The sequence below is a fragment of the Bacillus cereus group sp. RP32 genome, assembly GCF_040459735.1.
In the GTDB taxonomy this organism is placed as follows: domain Bacteria; phylum Bacillota; class Bacilli; order Bacillales; family Bacillaceae_G; genus Bacillus_A; species Bacillus_A wiedmannii.
In genome coordinates, this window is record NZ_JARVHO010000001.1 from 4,024,484 (window position 1) to 4,047,213 (window position 22,730).

Below are 22,730 nucleotides of genomic sequence, written 5' to 3' on the forward strand. Positions count from 1 at the left end.
CTTACTTTTTGTCACCTTATTTTCCCACAATTCGTAGTTTTTTAATAGATATTTCATGATACAATAAAGTTGATTTTCCAGAAAAAGGGGATGGAATAGTGAGTGAAGAAGAAAAATTTTCTAATCTCAATCTAAAAGATAAGACTTTGATTATTGGTTTTGTTATTCTGTTTCTCATTATAATTTTTGCATTTATATTCTTTGTATATGTAGGAATCTTTCATATTACAGGTATAGAGTATAGATCACGCACTGCTTTACTTCTATTTTTTCTATTAATCACTTTCTTAGACGGTATTACATTCTTTATCTTCGGCTTCCTCAAGGCGTTGCTATATCCAATGACAAAAAACATGCCAAATTGGCTGGCTATTACGCTTTTTGCAATCATTGAAATTACGTTAGATTGGTTCGTCATTCATACTGCCGACGATTGGATAGAGAGCGTACAACTGTCCAACATAGCTGAATTATGTGTCGTACTATTCTTTTTCCTATTAAATAAATTATTAACCGATAAGAAAGAGTAAGAATACAAGCTTTTCTATATAAAAATTGGTACAATGAAAACAAATCATACTAAAGAGGTGTTACTTATGAACTTACAACAATGGGCTGATAAAGGTATGTCCTTTGATACATATGTGAATGAAATGAAAGTCAATCAATACGAGCTACTACACATTTACAATAACTTTTTAATTCCAAATGAATTACTTCCTGTATTAGAAGAACGCCAAAATGATGGCTGGCGTGTTATCGTATTAACAGCTGATTGGTGTGGTGACGCTCTTTTATGCGTACCTGTTATGAAACGAATTTCTGAAGTTGCAAATATTGATATGAAATTATTAATTCGCGATGAAAACTTAGAATTAATGGATCAATATTTAACAAATGGAACAGCACGTGCCATTCCAATCTTTATTTTCATTGATACAGATGGAAATGAACAAGCCGTTTGGGGACCACGCGCTCCGAAAGTACAAGAATTAGTAACTTCAATGCGCGCTACATTGCCTGAAAAAGAAGATCCAACATTCGAAGAGAAACAAAAAGAAATGTACGCTAATTTCCGTGCCACATTAGCGGATGATACTACTCTTTGGGAACATGTAATGGAAAGCATGATGGAAAAAGTAGTAAAATAAAAAAACTGCCGAACTCGGCAGTTTTTTTATTACATAATGAAGAAGAAATAGAATACCGCAGCTAAAATGAAACGGTAGTAAGCGAACGGTGTTAGTTTTACACGAGCTAATAATTTTAAGAATGAAACAATTGCAAACATCGCAACAACGAATGCTGTAATGAATCCTGTTGCAAATAATGGGATATCAGCCGTACTTAATATATCCCAGCTTTTAATTAAATCTAAACCACTTGCAGCTACCATCATTGGTACTGCTAAAATGAATGTATATTCAGCCGCCGCTGTATGTGACACGCGAGCTAATAAACCACCACTTATTGTAGATCCAGAACGAGAAAATCCTGGCCAAAGCGCTAAACATTGGAACATTCCAATTGTAAATGCTTGCTTATATGTGATTTCATCTAATGTTCTTGCTGTACTTGGTTTCGAAAACTTTTCAGCAACAATCATTAAAATACCACCAGCCACTAAACTGATGACAACTGGGCCTGGCCCAAATAAAACTTCTTTAATCGCGCTATGGAACAATACGCCAAGTACGCCGGCAGGAATCATCCCGATAATAATATGTAATAAATTTAACGATGGTCCTTCTGTTACTTTCCCTATACCTACTAAAGACCATAGACGCTTCCAAAATATAACAACAACTGCTAAAATCGATCCCAATTGAATAACAACTTCGAAAACTTTCGCTCTCTCATCGTCAAATCCAAGTAAATGACCTGTTAAAATCATATGTCCTGTTGATGAAACTGGTAAAAACTCTGTTAACCCTTCAACAGCACCCATGATTATTCCAATTAACCAATCAGCCACGAGTAGTGCCTCCTTAATAACGAATATGTAATTTTTTCACACCTTATCATAATACCTTATCCCCTTTTAAAGTGCATCCTTTTTTTATTGATTGTACATGTTGTATGCGCGTATTTCTTTTCTATTTTTTGATTAAATTGTATGATAGTATGAGTTTGTTTTTTTAGCGGAAAGGGGATTTTATGAAAGAAACTAATTCATTCTCACAAAAATTAAAGCAATTTGTATTACTATTTTTCCCGATTTTCGTAACGCAAATGTCATTATTTGCAATGAGTTTTTTCGATACGACAATGTCCGGGCACGCAAGTCCTATTGATTTAGCGGGTGTTGCTATCGGAACAAGTATATGGCTTCCCGTTAGTACCGGATTAACAGGAATTTTAATGGCTACTACTCCAATTGTTGCGCAGCTCGTTGGATCAAAGAAAAAAGAGGATGTTCCCCAAGTTGTCATACAAGCAGTATATTTAGCAATTTGTGCTAGTTTCGTGGTCATCCTTATCGGTTTCTTCGCTGTTTCACCTATTTTAAACGGCATGCGCCTGGAAGAACCAGTGGAACGTATTGCGGCACAATTTTTAAGTATTATTGCAATTGGAATTATCCCTTTATTTACTTACACTGTTTTACGCGGCTTCATTGATGCATTAGGAAAAACTCGCACAACGATGATCATTACATTACTATCATTACCAATTAACGTAGTATTAAATTATGTATTAATTTTTGGTCATTTCGGTTTTCCAAAACTCGGTGGTGTTGGAGCGGCAATTGCTTCTGCAGCAACTTATTGGTGCATTTTAATCATTACCGTTATTATTATTCGTACGAAAGAGCCTTTCGCATCTTTCAATATATTTAAACAATTATATCGTCCTTCTCTTTCAAGTTGGACTGAATTCTTAAAACTTGGCGTCCCTATCGGATTTGCTATCTTTTTTGAAACGAGTATTTTCGCTGCGGTGACACTTATGATGAGTAATTTTAGTACGACAACAATCGCTGCTCATCAAGCAGCTATGAACTTCGCTTCCTTGTTATATATGACTCCTTTAAGTTTAGCAATGGCAATGACCATCGCTGTTGGATTTGAAGTTGGAGCAAAGCGATACAATAACGCAAAACAATATGGATTTATCGGGATTTGCTTAGCACTTGCATTCGCCCTATTATATTCAATTCTTCTCTACTTCTTTGATGATGCAATTGCTTCAATTTATACGACAGATATACAAGTTCATCATTTAGCAAAAGAATTTCTTATATTTGCGATTTTATTTCAAATTTCAGATGCAATTGCAACTCCTGTACAAGGGGCACTACGTGGTTATAAAGACGTAAATGTTTCCTTAATTATGACATTAATCGCTTACTGGGTAATAGGTCTCCCTCTCGGTTACATATTAGCAACGTATACTGACTGGGCAGCAAAAGGATATTGGATCGGTCTTATTATCGGTCTAGCATTTGGCGCTATCTTCCTTCTTGTCCGTCTCTTTCAAGTTCAAAGAAAATATACAACAGAAAACCGCCGCTCACGATAGAGGGCGGTTTTCTTTATGCATATTTTTTCTTTGAACGTATAACATAATGAAAAAGAAAGGTGGATACATATGGACGAAAAAGAAAAAAAGCAATCATTCGATGAAGAATTCGCCCCTGAAATTTCACCTGGATATCGGCAAGATGTACATAAGCCACCTAAATATAAAAACACCTCGTTTTTAATGGGCATTACTATTTTTGCTGCGGTGTTACTCGTACTCATCGTTTTCGTTTATTTTTAAGGAAAGGTGACATATTATATATGAAGAAACAAGATTCCAATCGTTCAAAAAAAACTGTGAAAACAGAAAAAGGGTATGCAGGTGATTCTGTTCTTACACAGAAACAAGTCGAGCAAGGAAATTTATATATTGCTCAAAAAGAACTTGGTCAACAAAATGAAAACCTTTAGAATCCCTCAAAGAACTGGGGGATTTTTTTATCCGCTATTTGTAGCACTGATTCATGTTTCACTTTATTGTACATATTGCTTTTGTTCTAACACCTTAAATATATTATTAACCTTTACAATTTTCATTTCATAATTCAATTTCATTTCGCTTCTCTTACCATTTTCAGTACCCGCAACGTACGCTGCAGTTTGATAACGAAAACTTTCATCCGTCACTTCACGTATGTCCTCGTTTGTAAATTTATACTCTAAATCCCGAAACCGATTTGGATAATAATTTCCTATTAATTGTTCATATCCTCTACTTACAAATAGTTCTTCACCTTTTCGTTTCACATCTTCTTTATTATTAAGCTCAAACACTGATAATTGCTCTGTCACAAAATGTTCTCCTACCTTTTTCATTTCATTATGAGTTAAAGTTTCTATACTTTTGTTCTTTAATTTATTATTTAATCCATACGGATCAATCGGTTTAAAGCTAGCAAAAACCTCTTCTTTATATGACCAAAACAATCCAAAAGCGATACATAGAGAAATGATGAATAGTCTTTTCTTCGTAATACTCCCGCCCTTCTTCATAATGATAGTTATATTTTAACATATAGAAAGAAAATTCTGATATCATAAAGTGGAATAACTTAACTTAGAAATGAGGAACAATTATGGACTCTTACAAACAGTATATAAAAGAAGCTTTGCCTAATCTTTCTATACATTCATATAAACAAAATGAAGAAGGATGGGATAATGTAGCGATTATCATAAATGATGAGCTACTGTTTCGTTTCCCTCGAAAACAGGAATATGCAATGCGAATTCCGTTAGAACAAGAACTATGCACACTCCTCTCTTGTTCACTACATGAAATTGAGGTTCCACAGTATCACCTATTATATAGAAATGATGCTGATGCGGTTCCACTTTGTAGTTACTATACACTCATTCATGGTGAACCATTAAAAACAGACATAGTAATCAAGCTTGAGGATAAAGAACTGAAAACTATTATTATACAATTAGCTACCTTCCTTGCAACCTTACATAGTATTCCTTTAAAACAAGGTACAACGTTAGGATTCCCTGTTGAAAAAACACTCACCTACTGGAAAGAGCTACAAACAAAATTAACTCAATATCTTACTAACAGTCTTACTTCATACCAGAAATCAGCGTTAAATTGTTTATTCGAAAATTTCTTTACATGTATCGATACATCCACTTTTCAAAAAACAATTATTCACGCTGACTTTACACATCATCACATTTTATTTGATCACCAAAATAAAACCATTTCAGGTATTATCGATTTTGGTGATGCTCAAATTGGAGATCCCGCCTTTGATTTTGCTGGGCTATATTATGATTTCGGACATGAATTTACTACATCAGTATATGAACAATACAGTACGCTTATTTCACACCATGATCCATTACTCATTCATCGCATCACGACCTTTTATCAATACAGTCCTTTATTACATAATATGATTTATAACTTTGAAACAAAGAATGAACTTGAATTTCTAGCAGGTACAGAAAAACTGAAAGTAATACTACAGGGCCGAGATTAAATTCTCTCTCTATATTCTCTCTCCTCATACATCATTAACTTTTTATCCATTTCAACAATGATTTGATACAGTTGAAACGCTTGTAAAATTTGCAGTTGAATTCCAAAAGGAGCATTCTGTTCTTTTAACCATTGAAATACTTTCGTTTCATCTTTCATTGATTATTCCTCCCTTTATTAAAATCTGCTACAAATATACGGTAAATGATGAAAAGCTTTTCATGTCAATAACAAAAAAGGATGCAAAATTGCATCCTTTAATGTACGATATTTTTCTTCTGCTTTACTTCTTTCTTTACTTCTTCCCTTTGGCATTCACTACGAAACGCACAACTCATACACTCAGAACGAAAATGACGCTCTGTATAATGCTCAGGTTGTTGCAACATTTCTTTCATTCTAGATAAATCAGCCATGCCAGTTATAATATCTTCCTGTTTCGGAATGTACTCATACTTAGTTCCTTCTATTAAATTAATAACTTCAATTTTTCCTGGAAGAATACCGAAAGCTTTATAACTGAATACTGTCATTAACTTTTGACAAAGAGCAAGCATTTCCTCATCCGCATCGACAACATACTTTTTAATTACAAACGACTCAGTACTCCACTCACCAACTTCTAATGTCAATGACATGTGGACACCTAACTCTTCCATATATGTTTGAAATTTTTCATATAAAAATAACGGCGGTGTCTGACTATCATCTCTTTCAACAAACTGTAATAAGTGATCCGTTAACTTCGCTAACACAATATAATACTCCGTCTTTGAAGCGAACATATTAATCCTTACTCTTTTCCAATACTTTTCTATTAATATTAAAAGTACGATTTTCGTTTGTTGGCCCGCAGGTAGTGTGTAATACTCGTTAATAATTCGATTCACAATCATTTGTGCAATTTGTTGCCATTCAAATGAAGAAGGTTCTCTTCTTTTTATATGACGAAAATAAAATTTATGCGGACAACGCATAAAATCATACAAATGATAATCTGTCATCGTTTTGATTGCGATTTTCTCGTGCACTTGCTCTCCATCTCCCTTCTGCCATTAAGAAAGGTGTTTTACAAATTCAGCTCCAAACTGTAAACATTTTTCTACATCTTCATCTTCTGGCGTTAATTCTACTTTTAGTCCTTCTAACACAACTGCAGCTCCGCGCTCTTGTAGCTTTTCTATTAAAATGTCAACCGCCACGCCGTATTTCGGATAAGCCGAATCACATGATCCGAATACTGCTGCTTTTTTCCCATTTAAATCAATAGAATCCATTGCGTCATAAAAATCTAAGAAATCATCAGGAAGGTCACCATCTCCCCAAGTGTAAGCACCTAAAATAATTCCATCATACTGTTCTAGTATAGAAGCCTCTGGTGAATCCATAATATCGATCACTTCAATTTCATTTTCTGTTTCACGAATTGCACCCGCAATATGATCAGCCATTTCCTCTGTATTTCCACTCATACTTGCAAATATCATTACTAACTTACTCAACTGAATCTCTCCTTTTACCTTGTATCTCTTTTTCTGTTGGAAGTGTACTCTTCTCATCTACATATTCAGATCGAATTACATTTCGTTGCCATTCCATATGCTGATCAACTTCTTTATTTTTATCTTTTAATCCCCTCCGCAGAAGGTGAAATTTTTTTCTCATTAACATGTCGCATCCACCCTATTGATAATAATTATCAATTTCAACTATATTTAGATTAATTGACATTGATTATCACTGTCAACAACTATTTTTAAAAAAATGATTAAAATGTACAAGCTTGTCCGTTAGCTATTCATATACTATAAATGAGCATAGTTCTTTCTCAGCCCTCTCTGACGGAAAGAAATAAAAGCAACTGCGATAGAGCGCAGTTGCCTTTTTTTATACTTTTTTACGATTTTAGCAATCTTATCGCTGTCTCTAAAAATAATTCCACTCCATAAATTAAAGCTGCTTCATCTACATCAAATTTTGGATGATGATGTGGATAACAAGTATCTATCTTTTCATTCCCCGTCCCCAATTTAATGAAGCAACCCGGTGCTTTTCTTAAATATGCTGAAAAATCTTCTCCTCCCATAGAAGGTTCAAGCTTCACAACACGCTCATTCCCAAACAAATGTAGTGCACTTTCTTCTACTACTTTCGTAATATATTCATCATTAATAACCGGATCATATCCATATCGATACGTATATGTATACTTCCCTCCATGTGCTTTTGTAATTCCTTTCACGATTTGCTCAATTTTCTCTTCTGCTTCTATTCTTAACGCTTGATTAAAAGAACGCACAGTTCCCATTAAAGTTGCTGCATTAGGAATAATATTATCAGCCATTCCCCCATGAAACTGCGTAACTGAAACAACTCTTTGCATGAAAGCACTTGTATTTCTTGATACGATATGTTGTAAATTTGTAATAATCTGTGCTCCGATAGCAATAGGATCTATCGTTTCTTCTGGCCTCGCCGCATGCCCTCCTTTCCCTTGAATTTCAACTGTAAATACGTCCGGTGCCGCCATCATCGGACCGTACGCAATTCCGATTTTCCCGCTCTCCAATCCAGACATAACATGTAAACCTATTACATAATCAACACCATCCATCACGCCTGCCTCAACCATTTCTTGTCCCCCGCCAGGATACACCTCTTCTGCGTGCTGAAAGAAGAGACGAATCTCACCTACGAAATCTTCCTTTATATTTGATAGCACCTCTGCTGTACTTAACAAAATAGCTGCGTGAGCATCATGCCCACATGCATGCATCATTCCTTTATTCACAGACGTATAAGATTTCCTTGTCTCTTCTTGAATTGGTAAAGCATCTATATCAGCTCGAATCGCAACTACTTTCCCTTGTCCCGTCCCTCTTTTAATTGCTAGTACACTATACTTCGTCGGTCTCGTTACTTCAAAAGAAGAAAATGAACATAATGTATCATATATAAATTGTGAAGTTTCTTTTTCATGAAATGATAATTCCGGATATTTATGAAAATGCTGTCTCCACTTAATAATGTTTTCTTCTGAAATAAGATCCTTCCACATCCTCTTCATCAGAAATTCCTCCTCTTATGAAACTTTAACAATTCATATATTAACTATGAAAAACTCAAACAAATATTACTTTTCTATACATTCTCCCAGACCACTTTTATACATTCACACAATCCACTTCCTATTTACATGTCAAACCCATTACAAATTCATGCTGAATGTAATATAATTGCTAAGTTAGGGATTTTCTTTTTTAGTATTTAGTGCTAATATCAGAAAAGAGCCTTTTGACTTATTTTTACCTAAAATGTGGAATTTTGTTTTTTTCACAATAATGTAGGACATGATACCTACAAAGAGCTATCATTTCATTAAGAGAGGGAAAGACATGGAAAGATTAAAAGAGATATGGTCTCGACCACTCACACAATGGGTTGCAAAGACGGTTTATTACCTTGCAATTTTATTTGCATTGCTTTGGTTGTATGGATTCCATGATACAAACACAAGTACATTTATTTACAACGAATTTTAGGGTGGGAACGTTATGAAGTTATTAGAACAAATTGAAAAGTGGGCTATTGAAACGCCTGATCAAACTGCTTTTGTTTGGCGAGATGCGAAAATTACGTACAAACAATTAAAGGAAGATTCTGATGCGTTAGCACATTGGATTTCTTCTGAGTATCCAGATGATCGTTCACCAATTATGGTGTATGGCCATATGCAACCTGAAATGATTATTAACTTTTTAGGATGTGTAAAAGCTGGACACGCTTATATTCCTGTAGATTTATCTATCCCAGCTGATCGTGTACAACGTATCGCTGAAAATTCTGGTGCGAAACTACTTTTATCAGGAACTGAAGTAACTGTAACTGATTTACCAGTTCGCATTGTAAGTGAAGACAACTTAAAAGATATTTTCTTTACTCATAAAGGGAACACTCCAAATCCTGAACATGCGGTAAAAGGTGATGAGAACTTCTACATTATTTACACATCAGGAAGCACAGGTAATCCGAAAGGGGTTCAGATTACTTATAACTGCCTTGTAAGCTTTACAAAATGGGCTGTAGAAGATTTCAACTTACAAACAGGACAAGTATTCTTAAACCAAGCACCTTTCTCATTCGATTTATCTGTCATGGATATTTACCCATCCTTAGTAACAGGTGGTACACTTTGGGCAATCGATAAAGATATGATTGCACGTCCAAAAGACTTGTTTGCTTCTTTAGAGCAATCGGATATACAAGTATGGACTTCAACACCATCTTTCGCAGAGATGTGTTTAATGGAAGCATCTTTCTCTGAGACTATGCTACCGAACATGAAAACATTCTTATTCTGCGGTGAAGTGTTACCAAATGAAGTAGCTAGAAAATTAATTGAGCGTTTCCCGAAAGCAACAATTATGAATACGTACGGTCCAACAGAAGCTACTGTCGCTGTAACAGGTATTCACGTTACAGAAGAAGTACTTGATCAATACAAATCACTTCCAGTTGGCTACTGTAAATCAGACTGCCGCCTTCTTATTATGAAAGAAGATGGTACGCTTGCACCTGATGGTGAAAAAGGTGAAATCGTAATTGTCGGTCCAAGCGTAAGCGTTGGATATTTAGGAAGCCCTGAATTAACAGAAAAAGCATTTACTATGATTGACGGTGAGCGCGCCTATAAAACAGGCGATGCTGGCTATGTTGAAAATGGTCTTCTATTCTATAATGGTCGTCTTGATTTCCAAATTAAGCTGCATGGTTATCGAATGGAATTAGAAGAAATTGAGCATCACCTTCGTGCGTGTTCTTACGTAGAAGGTGCAGTTATCGTTCCAATTAAAAAAGGTGAAAAATACGATTATTTATTAGCGGTTGTTGTTCCCGGCGAACATTCATTTGAAAAAGAATTCAAATTAACATCTGCAATCAAAAAAGAACTCAATGAGCGATTACCAAACTACATGATTCCACGTAAATTCATGTATCAATCTTCTATTCCAATGACACCAAATGGAAAGGTAGATCGCAAAAAATTATTGAGTGAGGTTACAGCATGACCGCATATGGATCATTTTATTTTTTCGCTATAGTGGGCATTTTATTAATACCTACTATCATAGCTGGACTAAAAGGTAAAATGTTGCGTAAATATAATGCCGTTTTAACATTAGTAATGCTCGTTATTATCTTCTCGGATAAACCGAAGCAAGCGATTATGTTAGCCGCATTTATTATTTGGCAATATGCCCTTATTAAAGGCTATTTAATTTTAAGAAAACAAAATAATAGTACATTCATGTTTTGTATAGCTGTTATTTTGTCGATTTTACCGCTCGTTTTAGCAAAAATTGCACCGTTTGTACCTGAGCTAAAGTTTGTTGTATTTTTAGGAATGTCCTATGTAACATTTAGAGCAGTACAAATGGTATTTGAAGTTCGTGATAACTTAATTAAAGAACTTTCCTTCTTTAATTTTTGGGAATTCGTTTTATTCTTCCCGGCGATTTCAACAGGACCTATCGATCGTTACCGTAGATTCCAAAAAGATATTCAAAAGCCACCTAGCGCTGAAGAATATCAAAATTTACTATATACAGGATTAAACCGCATTTTCCAAGGTTTCTTGTATAAATTTATTATCGCTTACTTAATAAAGCAATATTTTATGGATCCAGCATTTGCTCAGCAAGATACAATCCTATCCAATATGATTTACATGTATAGCTATAGCTTATATTTATTCTTCGACTTTGCTGGTTATAGCTCATTTGTAATTGGTGTAAGTTATATGATGGGTATTAAAACGCCTGAAAACTTTAATAAACCGTTCATTAGTCGTAACATTAAAGACTTCTGGAACCGTTGGCACATGAGTTTATCATTCTGGTTCCGTGACTTTATTTACATGCGTTTCGTCTTTTTTGCAACGAAGAAAAAGTTAATTAAAAACCGTTACACAATTTCGTATATCGGTGCATTTTTGAACTTTTTCATCATGGGAATTTGGCATATTACTGGTGAGCATGTGTATCAATACATTATTTATGGTCTATATCATGCCGCACTGTTCATTCTATTCGATATTTTCGAACGAAAAAACAAGAAGCATAAGTTTTGGCCAAACAATAAATTTACACACATCCTTGCGATTGTAATTACATTCCACGTTGTATGTTTCGGGTTCCTAATTTTCTCTGGACACCTTAACAGATACTTTTAATGCACCCTTCTTATACTAGTAAGAAGTTGCACATATAATATATTTCGGATATAAAGGAGATTTTAAAAATGGCAGAATTCAAAGAGCAAGTATTAGATATTTTAGAAGAAGTATGTGAAAACGATATTGTGAAAGAAAACTTAGATGTTCAATTATTTGAAGAAGGTATTCTTGATTCTTTCGCTGTAGTATCTTTATTAGTTGAATTCCAAGAGCGTTTAGATATTGAAGTTTCTATTTCTGATTTTGACCGTGACGAGTGGGCTACACCAAACATGGTTATCAAGAAGTTGGAAGAAATCCGATGAACAAAGCAAAATTTGGTCCGATGCTTTTAGCATTGGCCCTTTTTGCTGTATTCTTACTTATTCCAACGCGCTTCTTACTTCCACTTTTAAGTGATGAAAAAGTAGAACAAGCTGCCACTTCTTTAAAAGAAGAAAAGATTCAAAGTATGATATTACAGCAAAAGATGTTAGCAGACCCGAAATACCTTCCGATGTACGGTTCATCGGAATTCGCACGTATGGATGCTTTCCATCCATCAAATTATTTCAAAGTAAAGCCTGAAGGGTTCACACCATTCCTACTTGGACGCGGAGGAACACAAGACCTTGTACATGTGTTAAACTTTGCATCTACAATGGATCAATTGAAGGATAAGAAAATGGTATTCGTTCTTTCTCCTCAATGGTTTGTACCACAAGGTATTGATGAAACACACTTTGCACCTAACTTTTCCAAACAACAAGGCTATCACTTGCTTTTCAATGATGACTTAAAGCCTGAAATGAAAAAGCAAATTGCAAAACGTTTATTAAACTTTGAGATCGTCAAGAAAGAAACTTTACTAAAAATTTCGCTTGAAGGTATCGTTTATGATGATACAAAGCATAAAGTAAAAGCACTTGCTGCTAAACCTTTCGCTTATATTTATCGTAACATTTTAGATCGTAAAGATTTATTTACAGCAATGTTTGATATTAAACCGCATAAAGAAAAACTTGACCCTTCATTAAAACAAATGAATTGGGAAGAAGCTCGTAAACATGCAGATCAAACTGGTGCAGTAGAATCAGGTTCTAACGAATATGGTATCGAAGATGATTACTTCAACAGCAAAATCAAGAAGAAATTAAAGCAACGTGAAGGCTACTTAAAAAATGATGCTTATGATCAATCGCCAGAATATGAAGATTTACAAATTGTACTTGATTTATTAAAACAATCTGGTGCAAAACCACTCTTCATTTCTGTTCCTGTAAAAGGTCCTTGGTACGATTACGCTGGCTTCCCGAAAGAACGCCGCGAATTGTACTATAAGAAAGTTCATGAGCAAATTGAGAAAGCTGGCTATCCAATTGCCGACTTCTCAAATCATGAATATGATAAATACTTCTTAAAAGATCATATGCACTTAGGTTGGAAAGGCTGGGTTTATATCGATGAGGCCATCCAACAATTTTATAAAGCAAACTAACGAAAAGACCGCTTGAATTATTCAAGTGGTCTTTTTCTATATATATTTTGTAATTGTTCGATTACGTTCTCTGCTTCTTTCATAACTCGCTCCACTACATGCTGAGCTGATTCTATTCGTGCTAACGATGACGCTTGCCCTGCCCAAAGCGACATGTATTCTCCTTTATTTTGTTTTGCTGCTTCTTGGCGTATTTTAGAGGTTAATACATTTTGCACTGGATACATCGGAAGCCCTTCTTCTTTCCCTTCATGTCTCTCTATAAATTCATTACGAATACCCCGCGCATATTTCCCGGAAAACGCACGGGTCACAGTTGTACTCGTATCTGTACTATGTAACACTGCTTCTTTATACACATCATGCGTAATACTTTCTTTACTCGTTAAAAAGGCTGATCCCATTTGAACAGCTTCTGCCCCCAGTGTAAATGCCGCAACAAGCCCTTGTCCGTTCATTACACCACCTGCTGCAACAATTGGGATATGCGGGATTGCTGCTACTAACTGCGGAATTAATGCAAACGTCCCAATCATAGCGTCCTGTTCTTTCCCAATAAACGTTCCTCTATGCCCTCCTGCCTCACTACCTTGACCAACAATAATGTCTACTCCTAATTCAGCAAGCACCCTCGCCTCTCTCACATGAGTAGCTGTTCCTATGACTTTTATTCCTCTTCTTTTTAAGTCATCTATTTCTTCTTTTTCTAACGTTTGAAATGCAAAGCTAACGACTGGTACGTTTTCTTCTACTAACACTTGTAATTGTTCTTTATAGCTTTTAGGAAGCTTTATCGTCTCTTCTTCCTCTATACCGAATTCTCTATTCACTCCGCTAAGTAATACCTTTGCCAAGTTTACTTTCTCTTCTTCTATCTGTATCTCTTTCGTTAACAGTAAATTAACACCGAAAGGCTTATCAGTTCGTTCCCTTATTTTATTAATTGCTTCACGAATTTGCTCAGGGCTCATATAGCCTGCTCCAAGCGTTCCTAGTCCTCCGCTATTACTTACAGCTGCAACAAGCTCAGGCGTCGTAATCGCACCTGCCATACCTGCTTGAATGATGGGATACTTAATTTGTAATAGATCTATTACGCGACTTGTAAACATCATTTCTCCTCCTATTCCCCTTATATCTTCTTTATTTGACAAACTTTCCCCTTCTTTTACAAGGGTTGAACTTCATAGGAAGCGAATATATTGAAAGGGAAGGAGGCTAAAAATAATGATATATCCAAATGCGTTACAACAAGGTGATACAGTAATGGTTATTGCACCGTCCGGCCCACCAACAATTGAAAATGTATTAAAAGGGGTAACCCTATTACAAGAAATGGGTTTATCTGTAGTAATCGGGAAGAGTGTTTATGAGAAATATGGATATTTAGCTGGAAGTGATCAAGTTCGGCTCGATGATATACATGAAGCATTTACAAATAATGAAGTAAAGGCCATTTTCTGTGCACGAGGTGGTTACGGAAGTGCTCGTCTCCTCCCTCACATTCAATATGAAATCATTCAGCAGAATCCAAAAATCTTTTGGGGATATAGCGATATTACAGCTTTACATACGGCCTTTTCACGTTATGCAAAGCTTGTTACTTTTCATGGTCCAATGGTTGAAGAACTAGGTAAAGGTGTAGATTCTCTTTCTTTATCTTCTTTCAATCAACTATTCCATCCGTATTCAACCATCTTATCTGCTTCAGAATGTATCGTACCTATCTCTCCATGTACAGTTACAGGCACATTGGCGGGAGGAAATTTAACTGTATTAACGAGTATAATTGGCTCACCCTATGAGATAAATACGGCTAATAAACTTTTATTGCTTGAAGACATTGGGGAAGAACCGTATCGCATTGACCGTATGTTAAATCAGCTGCTTTTATCTGGCAAGTTTAATGAATGTAGCGGTGTTATTTTTACAAGTTGTCACGACTGCACTCCTTCTAAACCATCTCAATCATTGCAAACAATACTATATGAATATTTCGCACCATATCATATACCTGTCCTATTCGGTTTACCGTTTGGACATATAAGCCCAAACATCGGGATTCCTCTTGGAGCTACAGCGACAATAAATACAAATAATAAAACACTCTCTATTTCTTCTGGCGTAGCCAATCCGTATTCAAATTAAAAAGGAAAAGCGATTCCGCTTTTCCTTTTATTTATAATAATTAAAAATTCGTCCAGATGCGATATCTGCAACTTCTTCTGGAATAAATGTTTTACTTATATCAGTGCCAACATTTAATACTGCTGTAGCATCTTTCTCAATGCTACCAAATAATTCTTTTCCACGTATTGTAATAAGGGGCGTTCCTTCTGGCAACACGTCTTTTACAAATTCCATTTGTGTAAAGAACGGAACGATCCATCTACCCTCTCCTTGGAAATGACGCAAACGAAGTATTCCTTCTGTTGCCCCGTCCTCTGCTTCTAGTGAACCAGCAACATAAAACTCAGTAGATAAGAGCAATTCATAAAATTCCTTTTGCTTCTGTTTATCGTCCCCTGCTACAACAAGTACTTCTTCTATTCTCTTTACCGGAATTTGCTCCATATGATGCCACCCCTATTTCAAAATGATTGTACTTAGATTATACGAAATATTCTTATTTTTTTCTACATAATTCGCAATTATTTTCTTAAAATAATTTTAATACTTCTTTTGTCGTCACAATTGTAGCAAACTCTTCATGTAAATTTAGAAGTGTCATATTGTGAATATCCTCTGCATTATACTCTTTACCATCTAGACCTTTACGGTTAAAAGTAGCCGTTGCATCACTCACTAAATACGTTGTAAATCCTAAATTTCCTGCCATTCGTGTCGTAGTTTCCACACAATGATTTGTCGTTAATCCTACAACCACTACTGCATTACATTTGTTCTCTCTTAATTGCTCTTCTAAATTTGTCCCAATGAACGCGCTGTTAACGAATTTCTGAATAACCACTTCACCTGGTAATGGCTTCAGCTCTTCTTTAAAGTTTACTGTTTCCGCTCCCTCATAAAACATCGACTGAGCATTTTCTTTATTTACATGTTGAATATGAAAAACCGGTCTTTTCCTTCTTCTCCATTCTTCTAATAAAATTCTCATTTTTTCTTCAGCAAAAAGATTATTTCTCTCGCCCCAGTATGGTAATTGAAACGCTTTTTGTACATCAATTATAATAAGTGCTATTTGATTAATCATCATTTTCTCCTTCATTTGGCTGTAATTGAAACAGAAAACCAAGTTGTTGCGACGCAGTGATAAAACAAATATAAGCGCAAAGCTCTACAATTTCTTTTTCCGTCCAATATTGTTTCAATGCATGAAACATATTATCATCTATTGCCTTTTTATCATGAACAAATGTATGTGCAAAAGTAACTGCTACACTCATTTCTTCTACCTTTTGCATATCATCAGGTCTTCCCTTTGCCATACAGTACGGACATTCATTCCCGTACGCTAATGTTCTTCTTACTTGCTCCTTTAGCTCTGCCGACAGAGTTCCTTTACTATACAGTGTATTCTCTACCATACTCCATGAATGTAATAGATCTGGATTATGCCCTAATAACTTTTGAAACTTTGTAACTCCTACATTTGATAATGAAATTCTCTCCATCATTTCCCCTCCTATTTCCTTCCGTTTTATTGTAAAATAAATAAAGTTCACTTTACATTTCATATGAATCTTAATTTATATTTTTCCTTTACAAAAATTATTATTTTACTGGAGGTATATTTACAAATGCAACTAGACCGTGTCGATCGAAAGATTTTAAATGAATTATATAATGATAGTCGCCTTTCCATGCGTGAATTGGCGAAACGAGTAAACTTATCTGCTCCGTCTACTGCAGAACGTGTTCGCAAACTTGAAAGTGAAGGCGTGATTCAAAAGTACACAATTGATATCGATTATAAAAAAGCAGGACTTGTTTTAGATTGTATTTTAGAAATCACTTTAAAAAATGGTGATACAACACGTATGCAACAGTTTATTCAGTCTTATCCATCTGCAAGTTTTTGTTACCGAGTAACAGGAAGCTTATGCTATATTGTAAAAATTTCTGTTCCTTCACTCGTTGAACTTGAAGATTTTATCAATGATGTTTCTTCATATGCAACGACAGTTTCTCATATCGTATTATCAGAAGTATCTCTTACTCCTGATATCGAACACATCTTCCCAGAAGCTTAATTTGTTTTTATTCATAAAATACAAAAAAACCCCTTACAATAAGAATAAAAATAATATATTATGTATTAAAATACATAAAGTTCGAGAAAGGGGCTTTACATTGAAAATCTGGTTTTATGAAAAAACGGCACAATTAGATGATTTACTTGGCATTTGGGATAATGTTCCGACTATCCCTCGAATTGGTGAAAAAGTGGAGATTTTAAAAACAGTCCGCACTGTTACAGATATTAAATATGTAAAGAACGGTAATAATTTTCGTGTAGAAATTATTACAAATTAAAAAGTAGCTCCTAAGAGCTACTTTTTAATTATCTATCACGTGCTTTCTTTATAACGATTTTATCTTCTTCTACAGATACTGTTACATAATCATTTTCTTCTAATCGAAGCTTATTTACTGCTTCATCTGGTAGCTCTACAGCCATCAGTCTATCTGTTACAATCACTTGACTATACACTTCATTTTCTTGTAATGCACTCACCACTTTTTCCTCATTTATAAAGCGCACTGGTGGCACACCCACTTCTTTTACTGTACGCCATTGTTTCCAAACGTAAGGAATTAACCAAAGTAATCCAACAACTGTAAGACCAATACCGATCCATAAATTACTTTGCGCTTGTAATTCAGTAATTGAGATTGCGTTACTCTCTTCTCCACCGACAAATTGCATACTTGTTGCAATTAAATTATTTAGAGCATGTACAGCGATATTCGTCCATATATTTTTCGTCTTTATGTATAAAAGACACATTACAATACCAAACATAAATGCACCAATAACATCAAAATGTCCTAAACCAAAAATAAGTGAAGATATGATTACAGCTTTTTTAATTCCCCATTTATAAGCCATTCGCTGTAAAAAGAACCCCCTAAAAATAACCTCTTCCATAATAGGTGCTAATACACATGCTGAAATGAAAGTAAATATCGTCATATATATGTTACTCGTATTAATAACATTTCCGTCTTCTAACATGGTAACTAAGAAACTCGGTAACGTATGTGCTAATATGTAAAATTGAATATGAGATATACCAACTGAAAAAATCATTCCCATTATCGTTGCTAATACAATTAATCCCCACGGTAAACGTCCTGGCTTATCAAAAAAACTGTTAAACACAACATTATTTTTATTTGTTTTTACGTATAACCAAAATAACGGAAATATAAAAAATACAGTTATTTGTGAAATAACTTCCAGCGTATTCTCAGAAACATTTGCTAGATCTAATGGAATCATCGTAAGGAACAACCCTATAATCATCCATCCAAAAAAACTGCGTAGTCTTATGCGTGAAAATGCATAATGCATGTAGAACACCCCCAAAGATAATAAAAACAAATGGTCGGATAACTAAATTATAATTTGAATATGGTCGAAATTCCTCCTATTTTTCTCAATTACTTTCAAACAACATATCTCTTAAAATACCATATCACTGTTCTTCAAGTTGCCATTTAGGAGGAGGTTATGTAATAAAAATCCCCGTTTTTACAAGCGGGGATTTCTTTTATTATAATACGTCACGTTTTTGGAATAATACACTTGATGCTACAAGTAATACAACAAAGTATGCAGCTACAAGTAATAATGAAGTTGTAAATGTAAACTCTGTAAATGTTGGTTCCGTTCCGCCACTTACTAATTTATTGCTATCGTACACACTTAAATTTAAATGGAAAAACACTACAAATTTCGCTACACCTTTTGCAAACATCATTAATACCATATTAATTGCTCCTTGTAAAAAGAAGAGGAACATCGCAATTATTAATGATAATACAGATTTTCTAAATACGTTTGCTAAGAAAAATGCAAGCGTCGCAAAGAAGAACGGCGAAAGTACTTGATATAAAGTAGATTTCATTACGATTCCTACCGTTAATTCTGTTTTACTACCATCCATTACAATTCCGCCAATAATCATTGCAATTAACGTGCTAGCAAATATGATAAATACTATAGTAAGTAACACTGTAATATATTTAGAGAATAAAACTGTAATTCGTTTTCTTGGACGGATTAATAACTGCTTAATTGTACCTTTTTGGAACTCATCAGTAATCATACGAGAAGCAATCGTAATCCCAAAAATTGTTGCAAACAAAGTAATTAAACCAATCTCTGAACTTGCAAAATCTAAATATGATCCTTTAAATTCACTTCCGTCTCCCCATTTCAGCATCGCTAAAACTCCCAAAATCTCCAATACTGCAATGACACCAATTAAAATATACATACCTTTTTTCGCATGTAACTTTAAAAATTCATTTTGAATTAATTTAAACATTACGCTTTCACTCCCCCTGTAATCGCTAAGAACTCATCCTCTAACGTTTTATTTTGAACAGTAACTCCGTATACAAGCACATCGTCATTCACAAGTTTTTTTACAAGTTGTGGGATTTCTTCTTTCATTACAGATACTGCAATTACATCTCCTTGCGTCTTACCTTTAATGATTTCATTTGCTTTCTGTACTTGATCTACTTCAAACGCTACAACTACTGTCTCATCATGTTTCGCTTGTTCGTGTAAGTTGTACTCTTGCACAAACTCACCTTGCTTAATAATAACGACGCGATCACACATGAGTTCAATTTCACTTAATAAGTGACTTGATACGATTACAGCAATATTCTCTTCTTTCGCTAAACTTTGTAAATAATCACGAATTTGGCGAATACCAGCTGGATCTAATCCATTTGTCGGCTCATCTAAAATTAAGATTTTCGGCTGATGAAGTAATGCCTGTGCAATTCCTAAACGTTGTTTCATACCAAGTGAATATGTTTTCACCTTTTTATGAATCGCGTGCTCTAATTCGACAAGCTTTACAATCTCAGCAATGCGCTCTTTACTAATTGGTGTAATTGCCATGTTCGCAAAATGCTTTAAGTTTTGCATTCCAGTCATATAATCATATAGTTCAGGATTTTCTACGATCGCCCCAATTTGCTCTAGCGCCTTTTCACGCTCCGTGCGAATACTATGACCGCAAATTGTAATATCGCCCTCTGTCATTGATATAAGACCTGTCATCATACGAATTGTCGTCGTTTTACCACTACCATTCGGTCCAAGAAACCCGTACACTTCCCCTTCACGAACTTCAAATGATAAACCGCGAATAATTTCTGTTCCACCAATCTTTTTTCGAACATTCTCTAACTTTACTACTACATTTCCCAATGTTGATTCCTCCTTTAGACTTCTAGTTTTTTATCGATTATGCGACCTGTTATATAAACAAGTAGAATAAATATTCCTATAGAAAAACTAAGGCTATATAAATTCATAAGTTTTCCTGGAAATAACATTATATCTGCATCTAATGATTCGTCTATATAAACTAAATTTCTTATTAAGGGCACTATAGGAGCAAGCCCACCCAACATTTCATATATAATGCTCATCACTTTTGTTACTAATAAAAATAAGAAAAGTATAATCGTATATTCAAGCTTCTTCTTTTTCAAAGAAAACATTTTAACACTAGCTACTGAAAAAAGTAATACCAGCAATATGCTAGATAATTTAAATACATATAACATGGTACTAAAGAGGTGCTTTAGTGGATTGAATACACTTTGGGTAAATAACACTTCATAGAGCTCTGTACCTTTTATTATTTTCATAGAAATACTATATAAAAAAATAGAACCTATTAATTCGAAAATAAGGAGATAAATTATAGCATATAACACTATTGCTAAAACAATCTTTTTACCGGATGTCGGTGTTAAGCGGAATAATCTACTTTTAGTCATTTTCCCAAATGCAGACACCGCTTGAATATATATCATTGCCAAAAAGGTTATATATACTAGAATAACCAAGCTAACTATAATTATTTGCCTTACCTCTCCTGATTCTTGCTTAATATAATTTCCCAAACTTACGAAAGCTACAGCGACAACGAATATAAATGATAACAAAGAAATAATAATTTGCTTTTTATTTATATTGTACATATATATTAAGCTCGACCTCATCTACTAAACACCTCCTTAAACACCTCTGTAACAGCTTTTCCTCTCTGAAAACGTAACTCTTCTACATTTTCATACAATACAATTTCCCCATCTTTTAAAAAGATTACTTCATCAAAAATATTTTCAACTTCATTTATTAAGTGAGTCGAGATTAGTATCGTACAATCTTCTCTATAAAATTGTAAAATGAGATTCAATACGTGTTCTCTAGAAACAAGATCAATTCCGCCCAGCGGTTCATCTAGTACGTATAACTTTGCTTTCCTCGAAAATGTTAAAATAATTTGTAGCTTTTCAATCATACCTTTTGATAAAGCTATAACTTTTTCTTCTAACGGTATTTTAAATTCTGCAATCGTATCTACCGCTTTTTGAATATCGAAGTCCTTATAAAAATCTCGGTAGAAAAATAAAGCGTCTTTTACAGTCATCCAATCATCAAAGATTGGCTTATCGGACATAAATGAAACGATTTCTTTCGTCTGTAATCCTACCTTTTTACCGGCTATTGTAATACTACCTTCAGAAGGGTGTTGCAAGCCTGCAATCATTTTCAATAACGTCGTTTTCCCGCTCCCGTTATCTCCAACGAGTCCTATAATTTTCCCTTCCGTAATCTCTATGTTTAATTCACGGATCACTGCTTTTAATCCGTATCTCTTCCATAAATTTTCTATCTTTAATAGCTCTGTCATTCGCTCTCCTCCCTCTTCTCGTGTAATGAAGAGCGAAGGATTGTAAGAATTTCTTCTTCTGAAAAACCTAAATTGTCCATTCCATCTATAAAAGAATGAAGTAATTCTTTCGCCATCTCTTTTCGCAGCTCCATAATTTTCTCCCCTTCATTCGTTACATATCGTCCCATTCCTCTACGTGTGACAACAACCCCATCCCGTTCTAGCTCTTGAAATGTACGCTGAATCGTATTTGGATTTACTTGTAATTCACTCGCTAATTCACGTACAGAGGGAATTTTATCACCCGGCAATAAATGTCCTGTTACGATTTCTTTTTTTATGTATTCCATTACCTGAATGTAAATTGGTGTATTTGGAGAAAACTCTATTTTCATTTCTTCCCTCCTTTTGTATTGGTGTACTAGTTAAATAATACACCGATACAAACAGTTTGTAAATACCCATTTAATTACAAAAAAGTTCTATCCATTTGCTGGATAGAACTTTTTAAACAGAAATTCTTATACAAAAATAATAGTGTTATGTAAACAAACCCATAAAGAAAAGCTGTCTTATCAATGAATAAGACAGCTTTTCTTTATGAGTATAT

General features: G+C 34.6%; 31 protein-coding genes. 14 read left to right on the plus strand and 17 right to left on the minus strand.

Features of this window, described 5'->3' with window-relative positions:
- Nucleotides 1-98: 98 nt before the first annotated feature.
- Both QCI46_RS20720 and QCI46_RS20725 read left to right on the plus strand, forming a co-directional pair.
- Complete coding sequence (locus QCI46_RS20720) at nt 99-530, plus strand: YrvL family regulatory protein (RefSeq protein ID WP_098156380.1); 432 nt, start codon at nt 99-101, stop codon at nt 528-530.
- Nucleotides 531-563: 33 nt separating this feature from the next.
- A complete protein-coding gene (locus tag QCI46_RS20725; RefSeq protein ID WP_353841281.1) occupies nt 564-1,151 on the plus strand; it encodes a thioredoxin family protein in 588 nt (195 codons plus the stop codon).
- 29 nt (nt 1,152-1,180) lie between these two features.
- On the opposite strand, the gene uppP is transcribed toward QCI46_RS20725, so the two are convergent.
- Complete coding sequence (gene uppP, locus QCI46_RS20730) at nt 1,181-1,975, minus strand: bacitracin resistance undecaprenyl-diphosphatase (protein WP_098068904.1); 795 nt, start codon at nt 1,973-1,975, stop codon at nt 1,181-1,183.
- Between the two features lie 182 nt (nt 1,976-2,157).
- Between uppP and QCI46_RS20735 the strand changes: the two genes are divergently transcribed.
- The 3 genes from QCI46_RS20735 to QCI46_RS20745 all read left to right on the plus strand — a co-directional run bounded on the left by QCI46_RS20735 (nt 2,158) and on the right by QCI46_RS20745 (nt 3,935).
- Nucleotides 2,158-3,522, plus strand: a complete 1,365-nt coding sequence (locus tag QCI46_RS20735) for an MATE family efflux transporter (protein WP_353841282.1) — start codon at nt 2,158-2,160, stop codon at nt 3,520-3,522.
- A 69-nt stretch (nt 3,523-3,591) separates the two neighbouring features.
- Nucleotides 3,592-3,765: a 2-isopropylmalate synthase gene (locus tag QCI46_RS20740; protein WP_327957822.1), complete on the plus strand. Its 174-nt coding sequence runs from the start codon at nt 3,592-3,594 to the stop codon at nt 3,763-3,765.
- Nucleotides 3,766-3,785: 20 nt separating this feature from the next.
- Nucleotides 3,786-3,935, plus strand: coding sequence for a hypothetical protein (locus QCI46_RS20745; protein WP_327957823.1), 150 nt, complete (start codon nt 3,786-3,788; stop codon nt 3,933-3,935).
- Between the two features lie 63 nt (nt 3,936-3,998).
- Here QCI46_RS20745 and QCI46_RS20750 read toward each other — a convergent pair whose 3' ends face one another.
- Nucleotides 3,999-4,517, minus strand: a complete 519-nt coding sequence (locus QCI46_RS20750; protein ID WP_327957824.1) for a biotin transporter BioY — start codon at nt 4,515-4,517, stop codon at nt 3,999-4,001.
- 83 nt (nt 4,518-4,600) lie between these two features.
- Here QCI46_RS20750 and QCI46_RS20755 point away from each other — a divergent pair, with 83 nt between their 5' ends.
- Nucleotides 4,601-5,509 carry an aminoglycoside phosphotransferase family protein gene (locus QCI46_RS20755; RefSeq protein ID WP_353841283.1) on the plus strand — a complete coding sequence of 303 codons (909 nt, stop codon included), beginning with the start codon at nt 4,601-4,603 and terminating at the stop codon, nt 5,507-5,509.
- Here QCI46_RS20755 and QCI46_RS20760 read toward each other — a convergent pair.
- The 5 genes from QCI46_RS20760 to amaA form a co-directional block, all read right to left on the minus strand.
- Nucleotides 5,506-5,667, minus strand: coding sequence for a hypothetical protein (locus tag QCI46_RS20760; protein ID WP_046958209.1), 162 nt, complete (start codon nt 5,665-5,667; stop codon nt 5,506-5,508). The two genes, QCI46_RS20755 and QCI46_RS20760, sit on opposite strands and share 4 nt — an antisense overlap.
- Before the next feature lie 98 nt (nt 5,668-5,765).
- Complete coding sequence (locus QCI46_RS20765) at nt 5,766-6,539, minus strand: hypothetical protein (RefSeq protein ID WP_098047491.1); 774 nt, start codon at nt 6,537-6,539, stop codon at nt 5,766-5,768.
- Between the two features lie 24 nt (nt 6,540-6,563).
- A complete protein-coding gene (locus tag QCI46_RS20770; protein WP_000041145.1) occupies nt 6,564-7,010 on the minus strand; it encodes a flavodoxin in 447 nt (148 codons plus the stop codon).
- Nucleotides 7,003-7,179, minus strand: coding sequence for a hypothetical protein (locus QCI46_RS20775; protein ID WP_353841284.1), 177 nt, complete (start codon nt 7,177-7,179; stop codon nt 7,003-7,005). The genes QCI46_RS20770 and QCI46_RS20775 overlap by 8 nt, the downstream gene beginning before the upstream one ends.
- Before the next feature lie 226 nt (nt 7,180-7,405).
- Nucleotides 7,406-8,575: an N-acyl-aliphatic-L-amino acid amidohydrolase gene (gene amaA, locus QCI46_RS20780; protein WP_087984828.1), complete on the minus strand. Its 1,170-nt coding sequence runs from the start codon at nt 8,573-8,575 to the stop codon at nt 7,406-7,408.
- A gap of 328 nt (nt 8,576-8,903) precedes the next feature.
- Here amaA and QCI46_RS20785 point away from each other — a divergent pair, with 328 nt between their 5' ends.
- From QCI46_RS20785 to dltD, 5 genes are all read left to right on the plus strand, one after another.
- A complete protein-coding gene (locus QCI46_RS20785; protein WP_000440293.1) occupies nt 8,904-9,050 on the plus strand; it encodes a teichoic acid D-Ala incorporation-associated protein DltX in 147 nt (48 codons plus the stop codon).
- A gap of 12 nt (nt 9,051-9,062) precedes the next feature.
- Entirely contained in the window at nt 9,063-10,577 is a 1,515-nt protein-coding gene (gene dltA / locus QCI46_RS20790; protein WP_098857380.1) for a D-alanine--poly(phosphoribitol) ligase subunit DltA, read from the plus strand.
- Nucleotides 10,574-11,740 carry a D-alanyl-lipoteichoic acid biosynthesis protein DltB gene (dltB, locus tag QCI46_RS20795; protein ID WP_353841285.1) on the plus strand — a complete coding sequence of 389 codons (1,167 nt, stop codon included), beginning with the start codon at nt 10,574-10,576 and terminating at the stop codon, nt 11,738-11,740. Before dltA ends, dltB begins: the two co-directional genes overlap by 4 nt.
- Before the next feature lie 68 nt (nt 11,741-11,808).
- Nucleotides 11,809-12,048: a D-alanine--poly(phosphoribitol) ligase subunit DltC gene (gene dltC / locus QCI46_RS20800; protein ID WP_000807310.1), complete on the plus strand. Its 240-nt coding sequence runs from the start codon at nt 11,809-11,811 to the stop codon at nt 12,046-12,048.
- A complete protein-coding gene (gene dltD / locus QCI46_RS20805) occupies nt 12,045-13,220 on the plus strand; it encodes a D-alanyl-lipoteichoic acid biosynthesis protein DltD (protein WP_048544965.1) in 1,176 nt (391 codons plus the stop codon). Before dltC ends, dltD begins: the two co-directional genes overlap by 4 nt.
- A 17-nt stretch (nt 13,221-13,237) precedes the next feature.
- On the opposite strand, the gene QCI46_RS20810 is transcribed toward dltD, so the two are convergent.
- Entirely contained in the window at nt 13,238-14,332 is a 1,095-nt protein-coding gene (locus tag QCI46_RS20810; RefSeq protein ID WP_353841912.1) for an NAD(P)H-dependent flavin oxidoreductase, read from the minus strand.
- 115 nt (nt 14,333-14,447) lie between these two features.
- Between QCI46_RS20810 and QCI46_RS20815 the strand changes: the two genes are divergently transcribed.
- Nucleotides 14,448-15,368 carry a S66 peptidase family protein gene (locus QCI46_RS20815; protein WP_353841286.1) on the plus strand — a complete coding sequence of 307 codons (921 nt, stop codon included), beginning with the start codon at nt 14,448-14,450 and terminating at the stop codon, nt 15,366-15,368.
- Between the two features lie 27 nt (nt 15,369-15,395).
- Here the strand turns inward: QCI46_RS20815 and QCI46_RS20820 are convergent, their stop codons facing one another.
- The 3 genes from QCI46_RS20820 to QCI46_RS20830 all read right to left on the minus strand — a co-directional run bounded on the left by QCI46_RS20820 (nt 15,396) and on the right by QCI46_RS20830 (nt 16,918).
- Nucleotides 15,396-15,794: an SseB family protein gene (locus tag QCI46_RS20820; protein WP_000435201.1), complete on the minus strand. Its 399-nt coding sequence runs from the start codon at nt 15,792-15,794 to the stop codon at nt 15,396-15,398.
- A gap of 85 nt (nt 15,795-15,879) precedes the next feature.
- Complete coding sequence (locus QCI46_RS20825) at nt 15,880-16,434, minus strand: cysteine hydrolase family protein (RefSeq protein ID WP_353841913.1); 555 nt, start codon at nt 16,432-16,434, stop codon at nt 15,880-15,882.
- The gene (locus QCI46_RS20830; RefSeq protein ID WP_097857431.1) at nt 16,427-16,918 is read right to left on the minus strand and encodes a carboxymuconolactone decarboxylase family protein; all 492 of its coding nucleotides are present in this window, start codon (nt 16,916-16,918) and stop codon (nt 16,427-16,429) included. Before QCI46_RS20830 ends, QCI46_RS20825 begins: the two co-directional genes overlap by 8 nt.
- A gap of 63 nt (nt 16,919-16,981) precedes the next feature.
- Here QCI46_RS20830 and QCI46_RS20835 point away from each other — a divergent pair, with 63 nt between their 5' ends.
- The gene (locus tag QCI46_RS20835) at nt 16,982-17,434 is read left to right on the plus strand and encodes an Lrp/AsnC family transcriptional regulator (RefSeq protein ID WP_001175491.1); all 453 of its coding nucleotides are present in this window, start codon (nt 16,982-16,984) and stop codon (nt 17,432-17,434) included.
- A gap of 100 nt (nt 17,435-17,534) precedes the next feature.
- Nucleotides 17,535-17,717 carry a DUF3913 family protein gene (locus QCI46_RS20840; RefSeq protein WP_000707107.1) on the plus strand — a complete coding sequence of 61 codons (183 nt, stop codon included), beginning with the start codon at nt 17,535-17,537 and terminating at the stop codon, nt 17,715-17,717.
- Nucleotides 17,718-17,745: 28 nt separating this feature from the next.
- Here the strand turns inward: QCI46_RS20840 and QCI46_RS20845 are convergent, their stop codons facing one another.
- The 6 genes from QCI46_RS20845 to QCI46_RS20870 form a co-directional block, all read right to left on the minus strand.
- Nucleotides 17,746-18,759 carry a CPBP family glutamic-type intramembrane protease gene (locus tag QCI46_RS20845; RefSeq protein ID WP_353841287.1) on the minus strand — a complete coding sequence of 338 codons (1,014 nt, stop codon included), beginning with the start codon at nt 18,757-18,759 and terminating at the stop codon, nt 17,746-17,748.
- Between the two features lie 202 nt (nt 18,760-18,961).
- Entirely contained in the window at nt 18,962-19,738 is a 777-nt protein-coding gene (locus QCI46_RS20850) for an ABC transporter permease (protein WP_353841288.1), read from the minus strand.
- Nucleotides 19,738-20,640 carry an ABC transporter ATP-binding protein gene (locus tag QCI46_RS20855; protein WP_353841289.1) on the minus strand — a complete coding sequence of 301 codons (903 nt, stop codon included), beginning with the start codon at nt 20,638-20,640 and terminating at the stop codon, nt 19,738-19,740. Before QCI46_RS20855 ends, QCI46_RS20850 begins: the two co-directional genes overlap by 1 nt.
- Nucleotides 20,641-20,654: 14 nt before the next feature.
- Nucleotides 20,655-21,443 (minus strand): ABC transporter permease, encoded by a 789-nt coding sequence (locus tag QCI46_RS20860; protein WP_353841290.1) that lies wholly within the window; start codon nt 21,441-21,443, stop codon nt 20,655-20,657.
- Nucleotides 21,440-22,138, minus strand: coding sequence for an ABC transporter ATP-binding protein (locus tag QCI46_RS20865; protein WP_353841291.1), 699 nt, complete (start codon nt 22,136-22,138; stop codon nt 21,440-21,442). The genes QCI46_RS20860 and QCI46_RS20865 overlap by 4 nt, the downstream gene beginning before the upstream one ends.
- A complete protein-coding gene (locus tag QCI46_RS20870) occupies nt 22,135-22,515 on the minus strand; it encodes a GntR family transcriptional regulator (RefSeq protein ID WP_000687513.1) in 381 nt (126 codons plus the stop codon). The genes QCI46_RS20865 and QCI46_RS20870 overlap by 4 nt, the downstream gene beginning before the upstream one ends.
- Between the last annotated feature and the right edge of the window lie 215 nt (nt 22,516-22,730).